This window comes from Luteimonas aquatica (assembly GCF_022662575.1).
GTDB lineage: Bacteria > Pseudomonadota > Gammaproteobacteria > Xanthomonadales > Xanthomonadaceae > Luteimonas > Luteimonas aquatica.
This window is the reverse complement of the sequence record NZ_JALBFU010000006.1, coordinates 50,424-71,237: the sequence shown is the minus strand read 5'-3', so window position 1 is coordinate 71,237 and position 20,814 is coordinate 50,424. Positions and strand designations below refer to the sequence as shown.

Below are 20,814 nucleotides of genomic sequence, written 5' to 3'. Positions count from 1 at the left end.
GAGGGGGCATTACCCGTGGCGCGAGGCGCGGCATCAGGCGGTCTCGGCCACGGCGGCGCCGGCGGCGCGGAGCAGGCCGGCGAGTCGGTCGAGTTCGTGCGNGCGCCGTGCCGGCGCGCCGGGGAGGGAGGGGGCATTACCCGTGGCGCGAGGCGCGGCATCAGGCGGTCTCGGCCACGGCGGCGCCGGCGGCGCGGAGCAGGCCGGCGAGTCGGTCGAGTTCGTGCGCGAGGCGGGCCGCGCCGTCGACGCGCAGGCGCCCGCGCTGGTACAGGTCGCGCGCCTGCGCCTTGCCGTCGGCGAGCGCGCCGAGATCGGCGTCGTCGAGCGTGAAGGTCGCCGTGGCCTCGGGCGCGCGCGCAGCCTCCACGCGTGGCTTGGCGCCGCTCAGGTCGAGCACCCAGTCGGAGGCGGGTTCGCGCAGATGGAACTGCACCACTTCGCCGGCGAGCGCGCCGGCCGCCCTGGCATCGCTGGCCAGGCGCTCGTCCAGCGCGGCGAAGATCGCCTTGGCGCGGCCGCTCGCCGCCGCGGGCGCCATCGTCGCCTTGGCCGAAGCGGCCGGTGTGGCGGGCGGCGCCGCGGCCGCGCGCTCGGCCAGTACGGCCTGCAGCAGCTTGGGATCGATCTTCTGCAGGAACATCAGTTTCTGCGAGGCCATGATGTTGCCGACCAGCTTGAGCTTGCCGCCGAAGTAGAGCTTCTGCGCATCGGCCTGGCCGGTGCTCATCGCCACGAAGTCGGCATCGCTCAGCTCCAGCGTCACGTCGGGCTTGTCCGCGCTGCCGCCGCGCACCTCGCCGTCGCCCGCCTTCAGGTCCAGCACCCAGTTCGAGGCCGGATCGCGGAGCTTGAACTGGAACAGCGTCCTGGTCTGGTCGCCCAGGCCCCGGTGCTGCGCCAGGTGGCGGCGGATGGTTTCGAACAGATCGGCGGACGTGGGGCCGCTCGGCGCCGCGGCGGGCGGCGACGATGCCGGCGTCGCCACCGCTGGCGCGGCGCCGGTGCGTGCCTTGAGCACGTCCTCCAGCAACCGGGGATCGATCTTCTGCAGGAAGGAGAGTTTCTGCGACGCCATGATGTTGCCGCCGATCTTCATCCTGCCGCCGAAGTAGAGCTTGGTCGGATCGGCCTGTCCGGTGCTCATCGCCAGGAAATCCGCATCGCTCAGTTCCAGCGTGGCATCGGGCTTGTCGGCGACGCCGGCGCGGACCGCGCCATCGCCGGCCTTCAGGTCGACCACCCAGTCGGCGTCGGGGTCCTTGAGCTTGAACTGGAACAGCGTCTTGATCTGCTCGCCCAGGCCCTTGTGCAGCGCGAGATGCTTCTCGATCACCTTGAAGATGTCGGCGGTGGTCGGCGCGGGCGGCGCGGCGGCGGGAGCCGTCACGGCCGTCGCCTCGGGCGGCGCGGGGGCCGCCGTGCCCATGCGCCGCGCCTTCGCCTGTGCGTAGGGCTCGGCGCCGATGGCCTGCAGCGCGGCGAGCTTTTGCGAGGCCATCAAATTGCCGCCGATCTTCAGCTTGTTGGCGAAGTACAGCTTCTGCACGTCGGCCAGCGGCTTGGTCACCACGATCTCGATGTGTTCCTCGTCCAGCTCCAGCGTGCAGTCGGGCTTGTCGATGCTGCCCGGGCGGCATTCGCCGCCGCCGTTCTTCAGGTCCAGCACCCAGTCCGATTCCGGGTTGCGCACCTTGAACTGGAACACCGTCTGCACCTGCGCGGCCAGCTCGGGGTGCGCGGCGACATGGGCGGCGATCACCTCGAAGGCGTCGGCGGCGGTCAGGCGCGCCTGGCCGGCGCCGGCTTGCGGCGCGGCCGGCTGCGCCGGCGCGGGCAGGGCGTCGGCCCGCGGCCGGGCCTGCGGGATCTCGGCGTGGAATTCCACGGCCGCGTGGCTGATCGCGACCTCGTCGCGCTCCTTGACGCGGGTTTCGAACACGATGCGCCGGTCGGATTCCTTCCACATCCGCGTCACCAGCGTTTCGCCCGGGAACACCGACTTGGCGAAGCGCACCTTGATGCTCTTGAAGCGGCGGCCGTCGTTGCCGGCGAAGGCCTTGATCACGTGGCGGCCGACGAAGCCGAAGGTGCACAGGCCGTGCAGGATGGGTTTGTCGAAGCCGAAGGCCTGGGCGAAGGCCGGATCGGCATGCATCGGGTTCCAGTCGCCGGACAGGCGGTAGAGCAGCGCCTGGTTGGGATCGGTCCTTTCCTCGATCACCGCGTCGGGCGCGCGCGCGGGCGGGGCGTCGGCCTCGCCGGCGGGGCCGCGCTCGCCGCCCCAGCCGCCGGCGCCGCGCACGAAGACGGTGATCTCGTTGTAGGCGAGCTTCTCGCCGCTCTCGTCCAGCGTGTCCACGGCCAGGACCACCAGCGCGTGGGGATCCTTGTCGTAGGCGGTCTTGAAGCGGAACACGTGCCTGAGCCTGGCGTGCAGGGGCAGGGGACGCAGCAGCTCGGTGTACTGCTCGCCATGCAGCACGCGGTCCAGCCCGTAGTTCAACCCCTTCAGCCCGCGCCCGTCGCGGGCGAGGTTGAGGAAGGTGTTCAGCGCCGGCATCACCGCATAGGTCGGCAGCGCCTGGAAGCCGTCGCCCAGCTCGTAGACGTAGGGCAGCTCCTTCGGGTCCAGCGCGTCGCGCGCGGCGCCCACGCCGAGCGCGTACAGCGACAGGTCGCGCTCGTCGTAGGCCGACTCGGCCTCGATCGAATCCCCGGACGCCTCATCCAGGTCGATGAAGGCATTGCCGCCCAGGCGCGGCTTGCTGGCGCGCTCCAGGATCGAGGTGAACGACTCGGTCGGCGAGCTGGGATGGGTGCTGCTGCCGAAGTCAGTGATCTTGTCCCACTTGGCGGCGATCTCCTCCACGCTCACGCCCTGCCGGCCGCCGAGGAAGGCGCCCTCGCTGCGTTCCCAACGCAGCTTGCCGATGTAGCCGGCGCCGACCTCGAACACGCCCTTGGTCTCCTCGCACCGCTCGTGGCACAGCCAGGCCACCAGCGGGCTGACGTACTCAGGTTTAAGCAGGGCCATCACGTCCTGCGGCAGCACCGTGGAGAGCAGGCGCGAGGCCGCGGCCGGGGCGATGGTGTTGACGTGGATGTTCTTGCTGCGGCCTTCCTCGGCCAGCGTCTGCGCGAAGCCGACCAGGGCCAGCTTGGCAGCGGCGTAGTTGGCCTGGCCGAAGTTGCCGTACAGGCCGGCGGCCGAGCTGGTCATGACGATGCGGCCGTACTGCTTCTCGCGCAGGATCGGCCAGGCGGCCTGGGTCACGCGCATCGAGCCGAGCAGGTGCACGCGGTAGATCAGGTCCCAGTCCTGCTCGGTCATCTTCTGGAAGCTGACGTCGCGCAGGATGCCGGCGTTGTTGATCACGATGTCGACGGTGCCGAAGGCGTCCAGCGCGGTCTGCACGATCCTGGCGCCGTCCTCCACCGAGTCGTAGCTGGCCACCGCCTCGCCGCCGGCGGCCTTGATCTCGGCGACCACCGCGTCGGCCGCCGAACTCGACTTGCCGTCGCCGTGCGCGCTGCCGCCCAGGTCGTTGACCACCACGCGCGCGCCGCGCGCGGCGAAGGCCAGGGCATGCGAGCGGCCGAGGCCGGCGCCGGCGCCGGTGACGATGGCGACCCTGCCGTCGTAGCGAAACTGTTCGGTCATGTGTCCGGATTCCTGGTGGTGATGGGCGTCCCGTCGCTCGGGAGCCGGAAAAGCGCGTCGGCGGGCTACAGCGCCCGCGCGATGATTTCCTTCATGATCTCGTTGGTGCCGCCGTAGATGCGCTGGGCGCGCGCGTCGACGAAGGCGCGCGCGATCGGGTATTCGAGCATGTAGCCGTAGCCGCCGTGCAGCTGCACGCACTCGTCCACCACCTTGCACAGCAGGTCCGAGCACAGGTACTTGGCCGCGGCGGCGGCGTCGATCGGCAATTCGTTTTTCAGCACCAGCTCGGTGCAGCGGTCGACGAACGCGCGGGCCATGGCGACCTCGGACTTCATCTCCGCCAGCTTGAAGCGCGTGTTCTGGAAACTGGCCACCGGCTTGCCGAAGGCCTTGCGTTCCTGCACGTAGTCCCTGGTGATCCCGTAAGCGGCCTCGGCGCCGGTGACCGAGGTGATGGCGATGATCAGCCGTTCCCAGGCCAGTTCCTGCATCAGCATCATGAAGCCCATGTTGAGGCCGTCGTCGCCGCCGAGCACGTTCGCCTTGGGGATGCGCACGTTGTCGAAGAACAGCGGCGCGGTGTCCTGCGCCTTCATGCCCACCTTCTTCAGCTGCTTGCCCTTGCCGAAGCCCGGGCGGTCGGCCTCGACCAGCACCAGGCTGATGCTCTTCGCGCCGCCTTCTCCGCCGTCCATGCGCACCGCGACGATCGCCAGGTCGCACTGCAGGCCGTTGGTGATGAACATCTTCGAGCCGTTGATCAGGTAGTCGCCGCCGTCCTCGGTGGCGGTGGCCTTGATGCTCTGCAGGTCCGAACCGGTGCCCGGCTCGGTCATGGCGATGGCGGTGACGACCTCGCCGGTGGCCATGCGCGGCAGCCAGGCGCGCTTCTGCTCCTCGGTGCCGTAGTGCAGCAGGTAGTTGGCGACGATGTCCGAATGCAGGGCGAAGCCGATGCCGCTGGCGCCGGCCAGCACCTGCTCTTCCATCATCACCACGCTGTGCAGGCGGTCGCCGCCCTGGCCGCCGTATTCCTCCGGGATCGCGCAGCACAGCAGGCCCAGTTCGCCGGCGCGGTTCCAGATCGCGCGATCGACCTGTCCCTGTTCCTCCCAGGCCTCATGGCGGGGCGTCACTTCCTCGGCGAAGAAGCGTCTGGCGGTGCGTCTGAATTCGTCGTGGCCGGCATCGAACAGGGTTCTGGGCAGCATGGGCTCTCGTTTCCGCGGACAAGCGCGCTTTCGTGGACAGGCCGGCTGCGACCGTCGGCGGCGCGGCGCTCGGTGACGCTGGATTCAATCATGCGTTTGCATGAATCCTTCGGGTGAGCAGGCATCGCGCCAGAATGCTTAGCATTTCGGGCCACGCGGGACGGGAGGAGGGACCGGCCGCGTGCCGGGCGCCCGGAGCGCCCCTGGCGGCGCTAGCCGAGCGCCTCGATCTCGGGCCCGCTCATTCCGTAACGACGCAGCACGGCGCGGGTATCCGCACCCAGCTCGGGCGTGTCGCTCTTGCTTGCGGCCGCGTTCCCGGACGCGCCCTCGAAGCGGATCGGGCAGGCCAGCGCCGGCTTGCCGCGGAATTCCTCGACCAGCCCGCGCGCGCGCACCTGCTCGTCGCGCAGCGCTTCCTCCAGCGTCAGCACCGGCGTTGCGCAACAGTCGGCCGCATCGAAGATACGCTGCCAGTGCGCGCGCGTGCGCAGCAGGAAGACCGGCGCCAGCAGCCAGTGCAGCGGCGCCAGGCGCTTCTTCAGCTTCTCCGGCTCGCGCTGCAGGGCGGTCCAGCGGTCCGGCCCGCCATCGCGCGAAGCGTCGCCGGGCGCGGACTTGTCCGGTGTGCCGCCGTCGCCGACCCAGGCGAACAGCCAGCGCAGCGGCGCGGGCAGCGAGCGCTTAAGGGCGCGCAGCAGGCGCAGGAAGAATTTCGCCTCCAGCGCGCCCACGGCGAGATAGCGGCCGTCGCGGCAGCGGTACAGGCGGTAGTTGGGCAGGGCGCCGGTGAGCACGTCGCGGCCGCGCGGCGGCACGGCACCCTGGCTGCGCAGCGTGCCCAGGGCGACCTGCTGCAGCGCCAGCGTGCCGTCGAGCATGCTCACATCGACCAGGCAGCCCTGCCCGGACGCGCGCGCGCCCAGCACCGCCGCCAGGATGCCGATCGCCCCGGTCAGCGAGCCGCCGGCGATGTCGGCGATCTGCACGTTGGCCTGGGCGGGCGCGTCGCCGGCGCGGCCGGTCTGGTCGAGCACGCCGGCATAGCCGCAGTAGTTCATGTCGTGCCCGGCACGGTCGCGGTAGGGCCCGGTCTGGCCGTAGCCGGTGATGGCGGCGTAGACCAGCCGCGGGTTGATCGCCTTGAGTGTCTCGTACCCGCAGCCGAGCCGGTCCATCACGCCGGGCCGGAAGGATTCGACGACCACGTCGGCCTGCGCCGCCAGGCGATGGAAGGCGGCCACGCCGGCCGCGCTGTCCATGTCCAGCGCCACCGATTCCTTGCCGCGGTTGAGCAGCGCGAACAGCTCCGGCGCGAGCGTGCGCGTGTAGTCGCCGCCGCCGGTGTGCTCGATCTTCACCACCTCGGCGCCGAGTTGCGCCAGGTACAGCGTGCAGAACGGCCCGGGCAGCAGGCGGGTCAGGTCCAGGATGCGGATGCCGGACAGCAGGGGATTGCTCATTTCGACTCGCGGATGGCGATGGCGGGAGGGAACGGCCGGGCGTTGCCGACTTGTCGCGCGAAATCGCCGGCGACGCAAGCACGCTCCGGCCGCGCCCGTGCAGTGTCGGTGCCGGCCGCCGTTTGCAAGCAGGGGCCATCGTGTCAACATGATTAGCATTTGAGGCCGGCCGATTCGTTCCGCTGCATGCCGACGTCCACCGCAATCCGCCGTTCGCATGACGCCGCGACGCCCGATGCCGGCCGCCGTCGCCCGGCGCTGCGCAATTCGCTGCCCGCGGCCTATCTGCGCACCATGCTGGACGTGGCCGCCGAGCGCGGCATCCGCGTCGACCAGGCCCTGGCCGGCGGCCGCCTGACCCTGGAGATGCTCGACAGGCCCGACATGCGCGTCACCGCGCGCGAGGCCTCGGACGTCCTGCGCAAGGTGGTGGCGCTGGGCGGGGGCGGCATCGGTTTCGGCATCGAATTCGGCCTGCGCTCGATGCCGACCGCGCACGGCTATCTCGGCTACGCGGCGATGAGCGCGCGCGACATGGGCGAGGCGATCGGCCTGATGCTGCGCTACGAGCACCTGCGCCAGCGCGACGTCAGCCTGAGCCTGCAGTTCGAGGGCGAGCAGGCCATCCTGGAGGCGCACGAGACGCACGGCCTCGGGCTGTGGCGCCAGCTGTTCCACGAGGCGATCCTGGTCAGTTTCTACCGCATGCTGGGGTTCCTGGTCGGCGAGGCGCAGCCGCGCTGCGAACTCCGCTTCGACTGGCCGGAACCGGCCTATTTCGCCCAGTACCGCATGCGCCTGCCCGAGGTGCGCTTCTCCATGCCGGCGACGCAGATCCGCTTTCCGCGCCATTACCTGGAACGCAGGCTGATCACTGCCGACCGCAGCGCCGCGCAGCATGCGCTGCAGCAGATCGAACGCGAGGCGGCGCTGTCGAGCGCGCCGTCGCTGGCCCTGCTGGAGCGCGTCCGCGCCAAGATCCGGCTCGGCGAGCGCGGCAGCTACCCGCCGCTGGCCGAGGTGGCCTCGCAGATGTACATGTCCAGCCGCACGCTCAAGCGCAGGCTCAGCGAGCTGGGCACCGGCTTCCAGGAACTGCTCGACGAGGCGCGGCGCCGCGACGCCATGCGCATGCTGGCCGATCCGGACATCAGCATCCAGCGCGTCGCCGGCGCGCTCGGCTACCGGGATCCGCCCTCGTTCACGCGCGCCTTCCGCCGCTGGAGCGGCATCACGCCCAGCGACGCGCGCAGGCAGCTGCTGGGGCGATCGCCGGATTGAGGGCCGCGGGGCGCGGCCGGCGCCGCGCTCAACACGCTCAACGCAACGCGCTCACCACGCTCAATCGGCGGGCCTGGCCTGTCCGGGCGCGACCGCCTTCAGCATCGCGTCCAGCTCCTCCGGCCGGTCGAACACGCCCAGGTGCGAATGCCGGACGCGCCCGCGCGCGTCGACCACCACCAGCAGCGGCACCGACTGCGCCTTGAACAGGGCCAGCGTGCGCCGGTCCGACAGCAGCACGACGGGAAAATCGAAATCGTGCTCGGCGACGTAGCGCTGCACCGGGTCGAGCCTGCCGTCGGCTACGCCGAGCAGCTGCACGCGGTCGGCATCGCCGGCCAGGCGCTCGGCCAGCTGCCGCACCATCGGCGCGGACTGCTTGCAGTAGGGGCAGGTCGGCGTGAAAAAATACAGCAGCTGGAACTCGCGCGGCGCGGTGCCGAGCTCGACCTTGGCGCCGTCGAGCGTCGTGGCGGGGACCTTCGGCAGCCACATGCCGGGATAGGGTTCGAAGGCGCGCTTCTCCAGCATGTCGCGCTGCTCGCGCAGGTCGCGATTCTGCGAGGCGAGCACGACCACGAGCGCGGCGGCGGCCAGCAGGGCGAGGACGAGCCAGGGGATCTTGCGCAGCATGCCGGGTGCCGGGAAAGGGGGTGGCCGCACTCTGCTGGGGCGGGCGCGGCGCGTCAAGCGATGCGTGGGCGGATGCGCGGAATCGTGCGCGTGGGCGGAGATTGATGTGAGGTGATGCTGCGATCCCGCGGCGGGATGTTTTGATCGCAGTCGATGCCGATCGGGCATCGATCATGCTTGGATGCGTGTCGTGGCCATCCATGGCGCGGCATCGAGGCTTCGGAACGTCCGGCCGGTCGCCGTGCTGACGGCACGGCTCCAAATCCTTGGCCGGGCGTTCGGGACCGCAGGCGATGCCGATAGGGCATCGATCATGCTTGGATGCGTGTCGTGGCCATCCATGGCGCGGCCTCGAGGCTTCGGAACGTCCGGCCTGGCGCCGTGCTGACGGCCCGGCTCCAAATCCATGGCCGGGCGTTCGGGACCGCAGTCGATGCCGATAGGGCATCGACTAAGCGCGGTCCCTCACCCATGTTCTGCCGTCGAAGGATTCGAGGGGGTGGAAGTTGCGCTTGTAGTCCATCTTGGCGTGGCCGTCGATCCAGTAGCCGAGGTAGAGATGGCGGCGGCCGTCGCGGCGCGCCCATTCGATCTGGCGCAGGATCGCCAGCGTGCCGAGGCCGCGCGCCGAATCGTCCGGATCGTAGAACGTGTACACCGCCGAGAGGGCGTCGTCGGTCAGGTCGGTCACCGCCACGGCGATCAGCCGGCCGCGCAGGCGCAATTCGAGGAAGCGGCCCTGCGACCAGCTGCCGATCAGGAACTGGTCGAACTCGCTGGCGCCGTGGTCGTCCATGCCGCCGCCGGGATGGCGCAGGCCGAGATAGCGGCGGTACAGCGCGAAACGCTCGTCGTTGCGCTCGGCCGGCAGCACGCGCTCCTCGACCTCGGCGTTGCGCGCCAGGCAGCGGCGCTGGCTGCGGTTGGGCACGAACTCGTCGACGGGAATGCGCACCGCCACGCAGGCGCGGCAGTTGGAGCAGTGCGGCCGGTAGACGATGTCGCCGGAGCGGCGGAAGCCCCAGCCGAGCGCATGCGGATACACCTGCGGCAGGCGCGGATCGCGCGGATCGAGCACCAGGTCGCGGGCGATGCGCTCCGGCCAGTAGCCGCAGATGTGCTCGCCGGTGTGGAACAGCCGCAGGTCGTCGACGTCGCGCATCGGCCGTCCCTCAGGCCGATCCGGCGCACGTGAGCAGCAGGAAGCAGGCGCCGGCCGCCGCGCCTGCGGCGGTGCCGGCCACCAGGTCGCGCGGGACGTGCCGCGACAGCGCCAGCCGCGACCAGGCGATGCAGGCCGCGAACGCCAGGCCGGCCAGCGTCGCCCACCCCGACAGCGGCGCCAGCAGGCAGGCGGCGAACACCGCGAAGGCCAGGTGCAGGGACAGCTTGCACCAGGGCGCGGCGAGCAGGGCGGCGAGGATCATCGCCGCCGACAGCGCCAGCGCGATCGGCACCCCGCGCGGTGCGCCCGCCCACCAGGCGACCGCCGCGCCGGCGCCCAGCACCACCAGCAGGAAACGGTTCAGGCGCGCGCGCTCGTCGCGATGGCTGGCATCGACGTGCCCCCAGCGCTTGCGCCGCACCTGCCACCAGGAATAGCCCATCACCAGCGCGGCGGCGGCGCCCAGGCCCAGTGCCAGCTGCCAGCCCTGCGCGGCCGAGCCGCGCCCGGCCTGCGTGGCCAGCAGGGCCAGCGAGAGCAGCAGCAGCGGGTGTCCGAGGATGGAGACGGTGCGGGCGACGGGGGCGGCCATGCCGGCAGCATACCGCCGACGTTTCGCAGCCGTTGCGATTCCCGGGCGGTGCGCCGGCTGAGCGGCGCGCCGGTCGCGGTCAACCGCCGCGATGCCGGCGCGTTGTTCCAGGCACGGCACGCTCGTGCCGCCACAGGAGATCCAAGACATGATCCGCAAGACCCTACTCGCCGCTGCGTTGCTTGCCCTTGCCTCCGGCGCCGCGGCGGCCGCGCCGTCGGACGATGCCGCGACCTCCCGCCAGGCCCGCATGGCGCAGCTGGACAAGAATGGTGACGGCCAGATCGACCGCGCCGAGGCCGCCGCGGTGCCGCGGCTGGCCGAGCACTTCGACCAGATCGACGCCGACAAGGACGGCAAGCTCAGCGCCCAGGAGCGCGCGCAGGCCCATCGCGGCATGCGCCGCGGCGGTGCCGGCAAATGGCGCGAGGCGCTCGACACCGACAAGGACGGCCGCATCAGCCAGGCCGAGGCCGCCGCCAACCCCAGGCTCGCCGAGCGCTTCGCGGAACTGGACACCGACAGGAACGGCTATCTCGACCGCGAGGACTTCCGCGCGCGCATGGCCAAGCGCCAGGCCGAATGCTTCGTCAAGGCCGACGCCGACAAGGACGGCAAGCTGAGTCCGGAAGAGTTCGCCGGCGCGCGCGAGGCCTGCCACGGGCCGCGCGGCAGGGCGCAGGGCGGGGCGGGCAAGTCCTGATCGGGGACCGGCCGGCGCGTCGCGGGTTCGCGGGCGCCGGCCGGTCGCGGTTCACAGCGGCTGGATCACGCGCCAGCCGCCGTCCTGCGGCCGGACTTCGAACCAACGCGGCACCACCGGCCCGCTGCCGCGGCGCCTGACGAAATAGACGATGCCGGCACCGGAAGCCGAAGTGCTCTCGTAGCGCCCCACCGCCAGCACCAGCGGCAGCGTCTGGCCGCTGGCCTGCGCCGGACAGCGCGACACCGGCACCACCGTGGCCGGTGTCGGCGGCAGGGCGGCCAGCAGGGCGGGCGTGGGATCGCGCCCGTCGACCGCGATGCAGACCAGGCCGCCGCCCTCGCGCGGCACGTCGCCGCGCAGCACGGCCAGCGCCAGGGCCTCGGGCACCGGCGCGGTGCCGCGCGCGGGCAGCTCGGCGGTGCTCATCATCGCCACCGGCCTCGGCGCGGCCGGGGCGGGCGCCCGATCGGAGCGCCAGGCCATGAAGGTCAGCGCGATGATCACGGCGATCACCAGCAGCAGGCCGAGCTTGATGCGGAAGGCGCGGCGCTGGCCCGCGTCCTTGCCGCCGCCGGGAAGCTCGTTGCGGAAACTTACCGACAGATAGCTGTCGGCGGCGTTGCGCGTGGAGTCCATCAGCCCGGCCTCGCGCAGCATCTGCCGCGCGCGCGGCTGGTCCTCGGACTTGACGATCCACACCGCCGGCAGCTGCTGCTTGCCGTCGTCGCGATAGCTGAAGTTGCCGCGGATGGCGCTCTTGTAGGAGCGTCCGTTGGTCACGCGCGTCTCGATGCCGGCGTCCTCGAGCAGCCTGGACACCGCTTCGACGTTCTCCAGGCGCGGGCTGGCGAAGACCTGCCGCATGTCAGTTCTTCGCCGGCACGTGCGCGGTCGCGTCGGCCGCGTCGGTGACGCGGATCATGCCTTCCTGCGCGGTGCTGGCCACCAGGTGGCCGTCGTAGTCGAAGATCTGGCCGCGCGCCAGTCCGCGCGCGCCCTGCGCGCTGGGGCTGTCGATCGAATACAGCAGCCACTGGTCGGCGCGGAACGGGCGGTGGAACCACAGCGCGTGATCGAGCGAGGCCATCTGCACGTTCGGCTGGTAGTAGCTGATGCCGTGCGGGAAGGTGGCGGTGCCGAGCAGCTGGAAGTCGGAGGCGTAGGCGAGCAGGGCGCGATGCAGCTCCACCGCGTCGCCGACCGGGCGGTTGAGGCGGAACCAGACCTGCTGGAACGGCGGGCGCTTGGGCGGCTTGAGCTCGTCGCGCGGGTAGACGTGGCGGAATTCGAACGGGCCGGTGCGGTCGAGCCAGCGCTGGATCTTGATCGGCAGCTTGGCCAGCACTTCCGGCGGCACCGCGTGCGCGGGATCGATGTCCTCGGGCTTGGGCACTTCCGGCATCGACAGCTGGTGCTCCACGCCCTGCTCGTGCGCCTGGAAGGAGGCCGCGCAGAAGAAGATCACCTTGCCGTGCTGGATCGCGGTCACGCGCCGCACCGAGAACGAGCCGCCGTCGCGGGTGCGGTCCACGTCGTAGACGATCGGGTGCTCGATGTCGCCGGCGCGCAGGAAGTAGGCGTGCAGTGAGTGCGCGTCGCGCGGCTCGGTCAGCGTCGCCTGCGCCGCCGACAGCGCCTGTCCCAGCACCTGGCCGCCGAACACGTACTTGGTGCCGATGTCGCGGCTCTGGCCGCGGAACAGGTTGTCCTCCAGCCGTTCCAGCGAGAGCAGTTCGATCAGTTCGGAGACGGGAGAGGTCATGGCGGGGCCGCGGCCGGGGAAGCGGGAATTATAGGCGGGCGCGCCGACGCCCCGCGCCGGGCGGCCCTAGGGCGCCGCCAGCCGTTGCAGTGGCGTGGCCGCCAGCACCTGCGGCCACGGGAACAGCGGGCCGGGGTCGAGCTTGCGCCGCACGCGCGCGGCCGGGTCGTCGCTGGCGGCCTCGGTGCCGGTGTCGAGGTCCTCGTGGCCGGCGATCCAGGCCAGCGCCGGCAGCGTCTCGCGCAGCTGCGCCAGCAGCCGCGACAGCGCTTCGATCTGCGCCGGCGGGTAGGGCTCGTCCATGGCCTGGCGGCGCGAGTCCAGCCAGTGCGGATAGCGGCCGCGGTTGACCAGCTCGATGCCGACCGAGCGCGGGTTGTGGCCGCGCACGTGGTGGGCGACGCGCTCGTGCGGCACGTACTGCACGGCGGCACCGTCGCGGTCGAGGTACCAGTGGCCGCTGTTGCCGGTGCCGCTGGCCGGATACAGCACGCGCTCGCCGTACTCGCGCGCGATCGCCAGGTCCGGGAGCTCGGTGCAGTGGATCACCACCAGATCGATCTGCGAGAGCGGCCGGGCGGCGAGCTTGTCGACGTAGGGCAGGGGGTCGAAACGGACGGCAGCCATGACGGCGATGCTAGCATTCGTACATGGCCCTCCCGTCCCCCGATTCCGAACTGTTTCGTTTGATGTCGCGATTCCCGCGCGGCGGCCGCGTCGAGTGGATCGGCCTGCGCCCGGCGCGCGACGTGCCGATGCGCGAGGTCGCCTCCGTGCAGGCCTCGGCCGGCGGCGGGCTGGCCGGCGACCGCTATGCCGGCGGCAGCGGCAAGCGCGGCATCACCCTGATCCAGGCCGAGCACCTGCCGGCCATCGCCGCGCTCAGCGGCCATGCCGCGGTGCCGCCGGCGCTGCTGCGCCGCAATCTGGTGGTCTCGGGCATCCCGCTGGCCGCGCTGCGCGATCGCCGTTTCCGCGTCGGCGAGCTGCTGCTGGAAGGCACCGACAGCTGCGATCCGTGCTCGCGCATGGAGACCGCGCTCGGCGCGGGCGGCTACAACGCGATGCGCGGGCACGGCGGCCTGTGCGCGCGCATCCTCGAAGGCGGCACCCTGCGCATCGGCGACGCCGTGCACTGGGTGGAGGCGTGAGCATGCGCGGCCATTGCATCCTCTCGCACGGCTTCGAGAGCGGCCCCGACGCCACCAAGGTCACCGCGCTGGCGGACGTGGCCGAGCGGCTGGGCTGGACCCACGAGCGCCCCGACTATTCCGATCTCGACGCCAGGCGCGAGGTCAGCGAGCTCGGCGACGTGCCGGCGCGCCTGCAGCGCCTGCTCGGCCTGGCGCGCGACGCCGCGGCGCGCGGCCCGCTGGTGCTGGCCGGATCGAGCCTGGGCGCCTGGATCTCCGGTCAGGTCTCGCTGCAGGTGCCGACGGTGGCGCTGTTCCTGATGGCGCCGCCGGTGGCCATGGGGCCGGCGCCGAAGCTGGATGCCGCGCGCGTCCCGATCTCGCTCATCCATGGCTGGGACGACGAATTGATTCCGGCCCAGCAGGTGATCGACTGGGCCCATCCGCGCCGCGCGCGGGTGCTGATGGTCGACGACAGCCATCGCCTCTCCGCGCACGTGGCCGCCTCGGCGGAGGCGTTCGCGGAACTGCTGCAGCGCATCGCCGTCCCGGCCGACGCGCTGGCGCGGGCCTGAGCATGGCGATCCCGCCGGTCTGCCCGGTATGCGGCCGGATGCCCACGCGCACGGACGCGGCCGGAGAAGGCGGCGCCTGGGTGCGTTTCGCCGACTATCGGCCGCTGGCGCAGGCGCCGGACGCGGAACATCCCGTGCTCGGCGCCGACCACGGCGAACTCTATGTCTGCGCCCTGCACCTGGCCGCGGCGCGGGAGAGGGCGGCGTTGCCCGTGGACGATGCCGTCGCCGCGCTGAAGGCCCTGTTCGCCGGCGAGCCGCGCTACGTCGGCGACGCGGCCTCGCGCGGAGCCGGCTGGAAACGCCGGATCGGCGAATTCCTCGGGCTCAACCCGCGGCGCATGCCGTGAAGTTCTTCGTTTCCTGCGCCAAGGGCCTGGAATACCTGCTCGTCGACGAGCTGCTGGCGCTCGGCTGCGCGCGGGCAACCGCGACCACCGCCGGCGCCAACGCCGAGGGCGAGGCGGCCGACGCGCAGCGCGCGGTGCTGTGGTCGCGCCTGGCCAGCCGCGTGCTGTGGCCGCTGGCCGAATTCGACTGTCCCGACGAACAGGCGCTGTACCAGGGCGTGGCCGCGCTGCCCTGGCACGAGCATCTGGACGCGATGATGACGCTGGCGGTGGACGCGCATGTCTCCGGCGAGACGATCACGCATGCGCGCTACGCTGCGCAGCGGGTCAAGGACGGCGTGGTCGACGCGCTGCGCGCGCACGGCGGCGAGCGCCCGAGCGTGGACGTGGACGCGCCCGACCTGCGCCTTAACCTGGTCGTGCGCAAGGGCAGGGCGATCGTCTCGGTCGACCTGGGCGGCGGCCCGCTGCACCGGCGCGGCTGGCGCCGCACGCAGGGCGAGGCGCCGCTGAAGGAAAACCTCGCCGCCGCGGTGCTGCTGCGCGGCGGCTGGCCGCGGCTGTACGCCGAGGGCGGCGCGCTGCTCGATCCGATGTGCGGCAGCGGCACGCTGCTGATCGAGGGGGCGCTGATGGCGGCCGACGTCGCGCCTGGCCTGCTGCGGTACATGGATCGGCATGCGGATTCGCACGCGGATCCTTTCGCGCAGGCCCGCACGTCCCTGTACGGACTTTCCCATCCGCCGACCCGCTGGCTGGGCTTCGATCTCGCCGCCTGGAAGCGGCTGGTCGAACAGGCGCAGGAGCGCGAGCGCGCCGGACGCGGCGCCCTGCGCGACGTCTTCGACGGCGGCGACCTGGACCCGCACGCCATCGCCGCGGCGCGCGCCAACGCCACCGCGGCGGGACTGCGCGATGCCATCCGCTTCGACGTGCGCGACGCGGCCGTGTGGCCGGTGCAGTCGACGCCGCGCGGACTGGTGGTCTGCAATCCGCCCTACGACGCGCGCCTGCAGGCCGATCCCGCCCTGTACCGCGCGCTCGGCGAGGGCCTGAAGCAGGCCGTGCTGGGCTGGCGCGCCAGCCTGCTGTGCGGCGACGAGAATCTCGCCCGCGCCACCGGCCTGTACGCGCAGAAGAAATACCAGCTGTTCAACGGCGCGCTCGAGTGCAGCCTGATCGTCTGCGACCCGGTCAGGCCGGCGCCGCGCGCCGCCGCCGCGCCGCGCCCGCTCTCGGACGGCGCGCAGATGCTCGCCAACCGCCTGCGCAAGAACCTGCGCGCGCTCAAGGCGTGGCGCGCGCGCGAGGGGATCGACTGCTTCCGCGTCTACGACGCCGACCTGCCCGAGTACGCGGCGGCCATCGACGTCTATACCGAGGCCGACGATCCGCAGGCGCGCTGGCTGCACGTGCAGGAATACGCCGCGCCGGCCACGATCCCGGAAGCCGACACGCGCCGCCGCTTCGGCGAGGTGCTGGCGGCCGCGCGCGAGGTGTTCGAGCTGCCGCGCGAGCGCATCGCCACCAAGACCCGCGCCCGCGGCAAGGGCGGCAGCAAGTACGGCAATCTCGACCGGCGCGGCGAGCTGCTCACGGTGCGCGAGGGCGCGGCGCGGCTGCGCGTGAACCTGTTCGACTATCTCGACACCGGCCTGTTCCTCGATCACCGGCCGCTGCGCCGCCGCCTGTTCGAGCAGGCGCGCGGCAAGCGCTTCCTCAACCTGTTCTGCTACACCGGCGCGGCGACGGTACAGGCCGCGGCCGGCGGCGCCGCGTCCACCACCAGCGTCGACCTGTCGGCGACGTACCTGGAATGGCTGGCCGAGAACCTGCGCGAGAACGCCATCGGCGGCGCCGGCCATCGTCTGGTGCAGGCCGACGCCCTGGCCTGGCTGGAGGCCGACCGCGAGCGCTACGACCTGATCTTCTGCGACCCGCCGACCTTCTCCAACTCGGCGCGCGCCGACGACTTCGACGTGCAGCGCGAGCACGTGCGCCTGCTGCGCGCGGCGGTGGCGCGGCTGGCGCCGCAGGGCGTGCTGTATTTCTCCAACAACTTCCGCCGCTTCCGCCTCGACGCCGAGGCGGTCGCCGGATTCGCCGCGTGCGAGGACATCAGCGCGCAGACCATCGCGCAGGATTTCGCCCGCAATCCGCGCATCCACCGCACCTGGGCGCTGCGCCGCGCATAGCCGCTGCCGGCCGCGGAGCAGGCCCGGACGCGCCCGGGCTTCCGGTATCGCGCCGTGGACGGCGATGGACCACCGGCGGGCATGCCGGCGGCGAGACCGCTTTAACGAAGTCGGAACCCCCGCGCCGCCATCATGCGGCCATGACCAACGCGCTCGACAACGCCATGCCGCACTGGATGCTGATGCTGCGGCAATGGCTGCGACACCCCCGCCGCACCGCCGCCATCATGCCGTCCGGGCCGGAGCTGGCCGAGGCGATGCTGGCCGAACTGCCGCCGGGCGCGCGGCGCGTGATCGAGCTCGGCGCCGGCACCGGCGTGTTCACCGAACGCCTGCTGGCGCACGGCATCGCGCCGCGCGATCTGCTCTCGGTGGAGTTGAACGAGGCCATGTTCGGGCGCCTGCAACGCAGATTTCCGCAGGTACGCCTCGTGCGCGGCGACGCCCGCGACCTGGCCGCGATCGCCGCCGCACAGGGCTTCGCGGACGGCGCCAAAGCCGACGCGGTGATCTCCGGCCTGGGCGTGCTGGCCATGCCCAGGCGCCTGCAGCACGACATCTATGCCGCGGCGTTCGCCTGCCTGCGCGAGGGCGGACGGCTGGTGCAGTTCACCTACGGGCCGCAGGCGCCGCTGGCCGACGAGGTCGCCGCGGATCTGGGCCTGGAAGCCGCGCGCGGGGCGTTTGTGCTGCGCAACATCCCGCCGGCGACGGTGTACGTCTACCGGCGGGCCGACGACGGGCAGCCCGCCGGGAACCAGGGCGCCGGCGCCACTTCGGTGCCGATGTAACCTTCCGTTCCACGGGCCGCCCTGTTGGCGGCGCGAGCCTGGCCGCACAGTTGGGATATTCACCCACCACGAGCCATCGCCATGAACGCCACCACCCGATTCCATGCCGCCCGCGTGACGCGCAAGATTCGCGGCACCGCCGCGTCCGACGGCGCCGGCGTCAAGCTGACCCGCGTGATCGGCGGCGCCGAGCTGCCCGACCTCGACCCGTTCCTGCTGCTGGACGAATTCGGCACCGACCGTCCCGAGGACTACCTGGCCGGCTTCCCCGAGCATCCGCACCGCGGCTTCGAGACCGTCACCTACATGCTCGACGGCCGCATGCGCCACCGCGACAACCACGGCAACGAGGGCCTGCTGGGCCCCGGCAGCGTGCAGTGGATGACCGCCGGGCGCGGCCTGGTGCATTCGGAGATGCCCGAGCAGCAGGCCGGCCGCATGCGCGGCTTCCAGCTCTGGGTCAACCTGCCGGCGAAGGACAAGATGACCGCGCCGCGCTACCAGGAATTCGCCGCCGAGCGCATCCCGGTGGCGACGCCCGCGGCCGGCGTCACGGTGAAGGTGATCGCCGGCGCCGTGGGCGAGGTGCGCGGGCCGATCGCGCAGCCGGCCACCGACCCGGTCTATCTCGACATCGCGCTCGAGGCCGGCGCGGGCTGGGAATATGCGCTGCCCGAGGGGCACAACGCGTTCGCCTACGTGTTCGAGGGCGAGGCGCAGCTGGGCGAGGGCGAGGACGTGCGCGCGCTCGCCACCCACGAGCTCGGGATCCTCGGCGGCGGCGACCTGCTCAAGCTGCGCGCCGGCGAGGCGGGCGCCCGGCTGATCCTGGTCGGCGGCCATCCGCTGCGCGAGCCGGTGGCGCGCTACGGCCCGTTCGTGATGAACACCAAGCAGGAAGTGATGCAGGCCTTCGTCGATTTCCAGGAAGGCAAGTTCTAGCGACTCGCCGGGCATGGGGCGTTGCGAAAAATGCCCCTCCTCCCGGCCTTCGCCGCCCGACGGGCGGCCCGGTTCCCGCACGCGGAAGCGGGGCTGAAACGCGGGGCGGAGTCGAAAGCCCCCGCCGTCCCTTCTACCGCTCGCGGGAGAAGGGGCCCGAAGTGAAACGCGGGTCGGAGTCGAAAGACCCCGCCATCCCTTCTCCCGCTCGCGGGAGAAGGTGCCCGAAGGGCGGATGAGGGCGCTCTTCGCCCGCCCCCGGACCGCTTGCCAAACCCCACCCCGACCGGTTAGCGTCTGACCCATGCGCTCGACCGCCGCCATCGCCAACGCCCCGCGGAACGTCATCAATAACCGTTCCAATAACCGCGCGCCCAAAAGGCGGGTCGGCGATTAGGTGCGAGCGAGCATCCGATATCCCGAAACCCGCGCCTGGCGCGGGTTTCTTGTTTTTCGGCCCCCGATTTTCCAAGCACGATTTCCCAAACACGATTCCCAAGCACGGTTTCTCGAATCTCGATCTTCAATCCCCGGATTTTCCAACCCGCCCCCTCTCTCGGAGAAAAACGCGATGTGCTCGATCCTCGGAATGTTCGGCCTGCAGGGCGGCGACAACCTCGTCGCGCTGCGGCGGCAGGCGCTGGACCTCTCGCAACGCCAGCGCCACCGCGGCCCGGACTGGAGCGGGGTGCACGTGGACGAGGGCGCGATCCTGGTGCACGAGCGCCTGGCCATCGTCGATCCGGCCGGCGGCTCGCAGCCGCTGAAGTCCGCCGACGGGCAACTGGTGCTGGCCGTCAACGGCGAGATCTACAACCATCGCGAGCTGAAGAAGGAGCTGCACCGGGACTACGACTTCCAGACCGGCTCCGATTGCGAGGTCGTCAACGCGCTGTACCGCGAAAGCCTGGCCGAGGGCGGCGAACCCGACGGCTTCCTCAACCGCCTCAACGGCATCTTCGCCTTCGCCCTGTGGGACCGCGAACGCCAGCGCGTGCTGATCGCGCGCGATCCCATCGGCGTGTGCCCGCTGTACTGGGGCCACGACCGCGCCGGCCGGCTGTGCGTGGCCTCGGAGATGAAGGCGATCGCCGGGCTGTGCGCGGACGTGGCGCAGTTCCCGCCCGGCCACTACTACAGCGTCTCCTTCGCCGCCGGCGCAGGCGGCGCCGGCACGCTGCACCGGTATTATGACAAGCCGTGGCGCGACTATGCCGCCACCCGCGACGTGCGCGTCTCGCCGCAGGAGCTGCGCGAGGCCTTCGAACGCGCCGTGCACCGCCAGCTGATGACCGACGTGCCCTACGGCGTGCTGCTCTCCGGCGGGCTGGATTCCTCGCTGGTGGCCGCCTGCGCGGCACGCTTCGCGCGCAAGCGCGTCGAGGACGACGACGTCTCCGAGGCCTGGTGGCCGCGCCTGCATTCCTTCGCCATCGGCCTGGAAGGCTCGCCCGACCTGGCGGCCGCGCAGATCGCCGCCGATGCGCTCGGCACCGTGCACCACGGCTTCAAGTACACCTTCGAGGAAGGACTGGACGCGCTGCCGGAAGTGATCCGCCACATCGAGACCTACGACGTCACCACGATCCGCGCCTCCACGCCGATGTACCTGCTGGCGCGCCGCATCAAGGCCATGGGCGTGAAGATGGTGCTCTCGGGCGAGGGCAGCGACGAGATCTTCGGCGGCTACCTGTACTTCCACAAGGCGCCCAACGCGCGCGAGTTCCACGAGGAACTGGTGCGCAAGATCGACGCGCTTCACAACTACGACTGCCTGCGCGCCAACAAGTCGATGATGGCCTGGGGCGTGGAGCCGCGCGTGCCCTTCCTCGACGTCGAGTTCCTCGACGTGGCCATGAAGATGGACGCGCAGGCCAAGATGGTCGAGAAGGAGCGCGGGCGCATCGAGAAGGCGGTGCTGCGCGAGGCCTTCGACGGCTACCTGCCCAGGGAAATCCTCTGGCGGCAGAAGGAGCAGTTCAGCGACGGCGTCGGCTACGGCTGGATCGACGGGCTGAAGGCGCACGCGGAGAAGCAGGTCAGCGATCGCGAACTTGCCGCCGCCGACAAGCGCTTCCCGGTCAACCCGCCGCTGACCAAGGAGGCTTATCACTACCGCAGCCTGTTCGAGCAGGCCTTCCCGTCGCCGGCCGCGGCCGAGACGGTGCCCGGCGGCAAGTCGATCGCCTGCTCCTCGCCGGCCGCGCTCGCCTGGGATCCGGCCTTCGCGGGGGCCGCGGATCCCTCGGGCAGGGCGGTGGCGGGCGTGCACGCGGCCGCGCTCGCCGGCTGACGGCCGGGCGCGACGGGCGTCACAAAGCGCCGCGCGCGGGCTTTCGCGCGCGCCG

General features: G+C 71.7%; 18 protein-coding genes. 9 read left to right on the top strand and 9 right to left on the bottom strand.

Going from position 1 to position 20,814, the window contains the following annotated elements:
• Window positions 1-160 precede the first annotated feature (160 nt).
• From MD221_RS12795 to MD221_RS12785, 3 genes are all read right to left on the bottom strand, one after another.
• Complete coding sequence (locus tag MD221_RS12795; RefSeq protein WP_242112191.1) at window positions 161-3,664, bottom strand: peroxisomal multifunctional enzyme type 2; 3,504 nt, start codon at window positions 3,662-3,664, stop codon at window positions 161-163.
• A 65-nt stretch (window positions 3,665-3,729) separates the two neighbouring features.
• Window positions 3,730-4,878, bottom strand: a complete 1,149-nt coding sequence (locus MD221_RS12790) for an acyl-CoA dehydrogenase family protein (RefSeq protein ID WP_242112190.1) — start codon at window positions 4,876-4,878, stop codon at window positions 3,730-3,732.
• A gap of 212 nt (window positions 4,879-5,090) precedes the next feature.
• On the bottom strand, window positions 5,091-6,341 hold the full coding sequence (locus MD221_RS12785) for a CaiB/BaiF CoA transferase family protein (RefSeq protein ID WP_242112189.1): 1,251 nt from the start codon (window positions 6,339-6,341) through the stop codon (window positions 5,091-5,093).
• Between the two features lie 186 nt (window positions 6,342-6,527).
• On the opposite strand from MD221_RS12785, the gene MD221_RS12780 reads away from it, so the two are divergent.
• Window positions 6,528-7,622 (top strand): AraC family transcriptional regulator, encoded by a 1,095-nt coding sequence (locus MD221_RS12780; protein WP_242112188.1) that lies wholly within the window; start codon window positions 6,528-6,530, stop codon window positions 7,620-7,622.
• 60 nt (window positions 7,623-7,682) lie between these two features.
• Here the strand turns inward: MD221_RS12780 and MD221_RS12775 are convergent, their stop codons facing one another.
• The 3 genes from MD221_RS12775 to MD221_RS12765 form a co-directional block, all read right to left on the bottom strand.
• Window positions 7,683-8,255, bottom strand: a complete 573-nt coding sequence (locus MD221_RS12775; protein WP_242112187.1) for a TlpA family protein disulfide reductase — start codon at window positions 8,253-8,255, stop codon at window positions 7,683-7,685.
• Between the two features lie 451 nt (window positions 8,256-8,706).
• Window positions 8,707-9,417 carry an arginyltransferase gene (locus MD221_RS12770; RefSeq protein WP_242112186.1) on the bottom strand — a complete coding sequence of 237 codons (711 nt, stop codon included), beginning with the start codon at window positions 9,415-9,417 and terminating at the stop codon, window positions 8,707-8,709.
• Window positions 9,418-9,427: 10 nt separating this feature from the next.
• The gene (locus tag MD221_RS12765) at window positions 9,428-10,012 is read right to left on the bottom strand and encodes a hypothetical protein (RefSeq protein ID WP_242112185.1); all 585 of its coding nucleotides are present in this window, start codon (window positions 10,010-10,012) and stop codon (window positions 9,428-9,430) included.
• Window positions 10,013-10,160: 148 nt separating this feature from the next.
• Here MD221_RS12765 and MD221_RS12760 point away from each other — a divergent pair, with 148 nt between their 5' ends.
• Window positions 10,161-10,715 (top strand): EF-hand domain-containing protein, encoded by a 555-nt coding sequence (locus tag MD221_RS12760; protein WP_242112184.1) that lies wholly within the window; start codon window positions 10,161-10,163, stop codon window positions 10,713-10,715.
• 51 nt (window positions 10,716-10,766) lie between these two features.
• On the opposite strand, the gene MD221_RS12755 is transcribed toward MD221_RS12760, so the two are convergent.
• The 3 genes from MD221_RS12755 to MD221_RS12745 form a co-directional block, all read right to left on the bottom strand.
• Complete coding sequence (locus tag MD221_RS12755) at window positions 10,767-11,582, bottom strand: hypothetical protein (protein ID WP_242112183.1); 816 nt, start codon at window positions 11,580-11,582, stop codon at window positions 10,767-10,769.
• A 1-nt stretch (window position 11,583) separates the two neighbouring features.
• Window positions 11,584-12,480 carry an acyl-CoA thioesterase II gene (gene tesB, locus MD221_RS12750; RefSeq protein WP_242112182.1) on the bottom strand — a complete coding sequence of 299 codons (897 nt, stop codon included), beginning with the start codon at window positions 12,478-12,480 and terminating at the stop codon, window positions 11,584-11,586.
• A gap of 66 nt (window positions 12,481-12,546) precedes the next feature.
• Window positions 12,547-13,107 (bottom strand): N-acetylmuramoyl-L-alanine amidase, encoded by a 561-nt coding sequence (locus tag MD221_RS12745; RefSeq protein WP_242112180.1) that lies wholly within the window; start codon window positions 13,105-13,107, stop codon window positions 12,547-12,549.
• Between the two features lie 23 nt (window positions 13,108-13,130).
• Here MD221_RS12745 and MD221_RS12740 point away from each other — a divergent pair, with 23 nt between their 5' ends.
• From MD221_RS12740 to asnB, 7 genes are all read left to right on the top strand, one after another.
• Entirely contained in the window at window positions 13,131-13,631 is a 501-nt protein-coding gene (locus tag MD221_RS12740) for an MOSC domain-containing protein (protein ID WP_242112178.1), read from the top strand.
• A gap of 2 nt (window positions 13,632-13,633) precedes the next feature.
• Window positions 13,634-14,188, top strand: a complete 555-nt coding sequence (locus MD221_RS12735) for an alpha/beta hydrolase (RefSeq protein ID WP_242112176.1) — start codon at window positions 13,634-13,636, stop codon at window positions 14,186-14,188.
• A 38-nt stretch (window positions 14,189-14,226) separates the two neighbouring features.
• The gene (locus tag MD221_RS12730; protein ID WP_242112174.1) at window positions 14,227-14,538 is read left to right on the top strand and encodes a hypothetical protein; all 312 of its coding nucleotides are present in this window, start codon (window positions 14,227-14,229) and stop codon (window positions 14,536-14,538) included.
• Window positions 14,535-16,733 carry a bifunctional 23S rRNA (guanine(2069)-N(7))-methyltransferase RlmK/23S rRNA (guanine(2445)-N(2))-methyltransferase RlmL gene (gene rlmKL / locus MD221_RS12725; RefSeq protein WP_242112173.1) on the top strand — a complete coding sequence of 733 codons (2,199 nt, stop codon included), beginning with the start codon at window positions 14,535-14,537 and terminating at the stop codon, window positions 16,731-16,733. Before MD221_RS12730 ends, rlmKL begins: the two co-directional genes overlap by 4 nt.
• A 140-nt stretch (window positions 16,734-16,873) precedes the next feature.
• Window positions 16,874-17,524 carry a class I SAM-dependent methyltransferase gene (locus tag MD221_RS12720; protein ID WP_242112172.1) on the top strand — a complete coding sequence of 217 codons (651 nt, stop codon included), beginning with the start codon at window positions 16,874-16,876 and terminating at the stop codon, window positions 17,522-17,524.
• A gap of 81 nt (window positions 17,525-17,605) precedes the next feature.
• A complete protein-coding gene (locus tag MD221_RS12715; protein WP_242112171.1) occupies window positions 17,606-18,466 on the top strand; it encodes a pirin family protein in 861 nt (286 codons plus the stop codon).
• A 571-nt stretch (window positions 18,467-19,037) separates the two neighbouring features.
• A complete protein-coding gene (gene asnB / locus MD221_RS12710; protein ID WP_242112169.1) occupies window positions 19,038-20,759 on the top strand; it encodes an asparagine synthase B in 1,722 nt (573 codons plus the stop codon).
• The last annotated feature ends 55 nt before the right edge of the window (window positions 20,760-20,814 follow it).

Bases quoted from the DNA above. Each gene is read 5' to 3' on its own strand.
- MD221_RS12795 (WP_242112191.1), bottom strand. From the start codon at position 3,664: ATGACCGAACAGTTTCGCTACGACGGCAGGGTCGCCATCGTCACCGGC.
- MD221_RS12790 (WP_242112190.1), bottom strand. From the start codon at position 4,878: ATGCTGCCCAGAACCCTGTTCGATGCCGGCCACGACGAATTCAGACGC.
- MD221_RS12785 (WP_242112189.1), bottom strand. From the start codon at position 6,341: ATGAGCAATCCCCTGCTGTCCGGCATCCGCATCCTGGACCTGACCCGC.
- MD221_RS12780 (WP_242112188.1), top strand. From the start codon at position 6,528: ATGCCGACGTCCACCGCAATCCGCCGTTCGCATGACGCCGCGACGCCC.
- MD221_RS12775 (WP_242112187.1), bottom strand. From the start codon at position 8,255: ATGCTGCGCAAGATCCCCTGGCTCGTCCTCGCCCTGCTGGCCGCCGCC.
- MD221_RS12770 (WP_242112186.1), bottom strand. From the start codon at position 9,417: ATGCGCGACGTCGACGACCTGCGGCTGTTCCACACCGGCGAGCACATC.
- MD221_RS12765 (WP_242112185.1), bottom strand. From the start codon at position 10,012: ATGGCCGCCCCCGTCGCCCGCACCGTCTCCATCCTCGGACACCCGCTG.
- MD221_RS12760 (WP_242112184.1), top strand. From the start codon at position 10,161: ATGATCCGCAAGACCCTACTCGCCGCTGCGTTGCTTGCCCTTGCCTCC.
- MD221_RS12755 (WP_242112183.1), bottom strand. From the start codon at position 11,582: ATGCGGCAGGTCTTCGCCAGCCCGCGCCTGGAGAACGTCGAAGCGGTG.
- tesB (WP_242112182.1), bottom strand. From the start codon at position 12,480: ATGACCTCTCCCGTCTCCGAACTGATCGAACTGCTCTCGCTGGAACGG.
- MD221_RS12745 (WP_242112180.1), bottom strand. From the start codon at position 13,107: ATGGCTGCCGTCCGTTTCGACCCCCTGCCCTACGTCGACAAGCTCGCC.
- MD221_RS12740 (WP_242112178.1), top strand. From the start codon at position 13,131: ATGGCCCTCCCGTCCCCCGATTCCGAACTGTTTCGTTTGATGTCGCGA.
- MD221_RS12735 (WP_242112176.1), top strand. From the start codon at position 13,634: ATGCGCGGCCATTGCATCCTCTCGCACGGCTTCGAGAGCGGCCCCGAC.
- MD221_RS12730 (WP_242112174.1), top strand. From the start codon at position 14,227: ATGCCCACGCGCACGGACGCGGCCGGAGAAGGCGGCGCCTGGGTGCGT.
- MD221_RS12720 (WP_242112172.1), top strand. From the start codon at position 16,874: ATGACCAACGCGCTCGACAACGCCATGCCGCACTGGATGCTGATGCTG.
- MD221_RS12715 (WP_242112171.1), top strand. From the start codon at position 17,606: ATGAACGCCACCACCCGATTCCATGCCGCCCGCGTGACGCGCAAGATT.
- asnB (WP_242112169.1), top strand. From the start codon at position 19,038: ATGTGCTCGATCCTCGGAATGTTCGGCCTGCAGGGCGGCGACAACCTC.